Source organism: Corynebacterium sp. HMSC036D03, assembly GCF_001836185.1.
Classification (GTDB): Bacteria; Actinomycetota; Actinomycetes; order Mycobacteriales; family Mycobacteriaceae; genus Corynebacterium; species Corynebacterium simulans.
In genome coordinates, this window is record NZ_KV827723.1 from 1 (window position 1) to 663 (window position 663).

Consider the following 663-nt stretch of genomic DNA (forward strand, 5'->3'; position numbering starts at 1 on the left):
CCAGGTTTTGTTCCGTTTGAGTAGATGGGAAAATCTGGAATATGCCGAGAAAATTTGACCAGGATGCGAAGGACCGAGTGGTTCGTCTTGTTGAGGACCGCATCTTGGCGGAAAATATGTCGATGCAAGCCGCGTGCCAGGCAGTGGCTCCAAAGTTGGGGGTTTCATGGCACACAGCTCGCCAATGGACCCAGCAGGCCCGCCGTTCGGGAAACTCCCCAGAACCTGTGCCTGAAGATTTGGCCGCTGAAAACGCGAGGTTGCGTCGTGAAAATCAAGAGCTACGCGATACTAATGAGCTGCTGAAGGCTGCCTCGGCTTTTTTCGCGTCGGAACTCGACCCAAAACGTCGGAAATGATCCGGTTCATCGATGAATACCGGAATCGTTTCTCTGTCGAGTTCATGTGTAAGACGTTGAAGAATAACCGGGCTGGTGGGTTTATCACCTCGCGTGGTTATCGCCAGTCCAAGGCCCGTGGATTAAGTGCTCGTCGTCTTCGTGATGCTGTGCTGGTTGAACGCATTAGTGCTATTCATCGGGATAATTACGGTGTTTACGGTGTGCGGAAAATGTGGCATGCACTCCGCCGTGACGGAATCGATATCGGGCGTGAACAAACTGCCCGGCTGATGCGCCTGGCCGGTGTTTCTGGCAAAGGCAA

At 53.2% G+C, this 663-nt stretch carries 1 protein-coding gene and 1 pseudogene; both read left to right on the forward strand.

Going from position 1 to position 663, the window contains the following annotated elements:
* Positions 1 to 7 precede the first annotated feature (7 nt).
* Positions 8 to 359 (forward strand): annotated as a pseudogene (locus tag HMPREF2692_RS02890) (transposase).
* Positions 356 to 663, forward strand: a 308-nt coding sequence (locus tag HMPREF2692_RS12545) for an IS3 family transposase (protein ID WP_141761298.1), incomplete at its 3' end; no start/stop codon positions are given. The pseudogene HMPREF2692_RS02890 and the gene HMPREF2692_RS12545, both read left to right, overlap by 4 nt.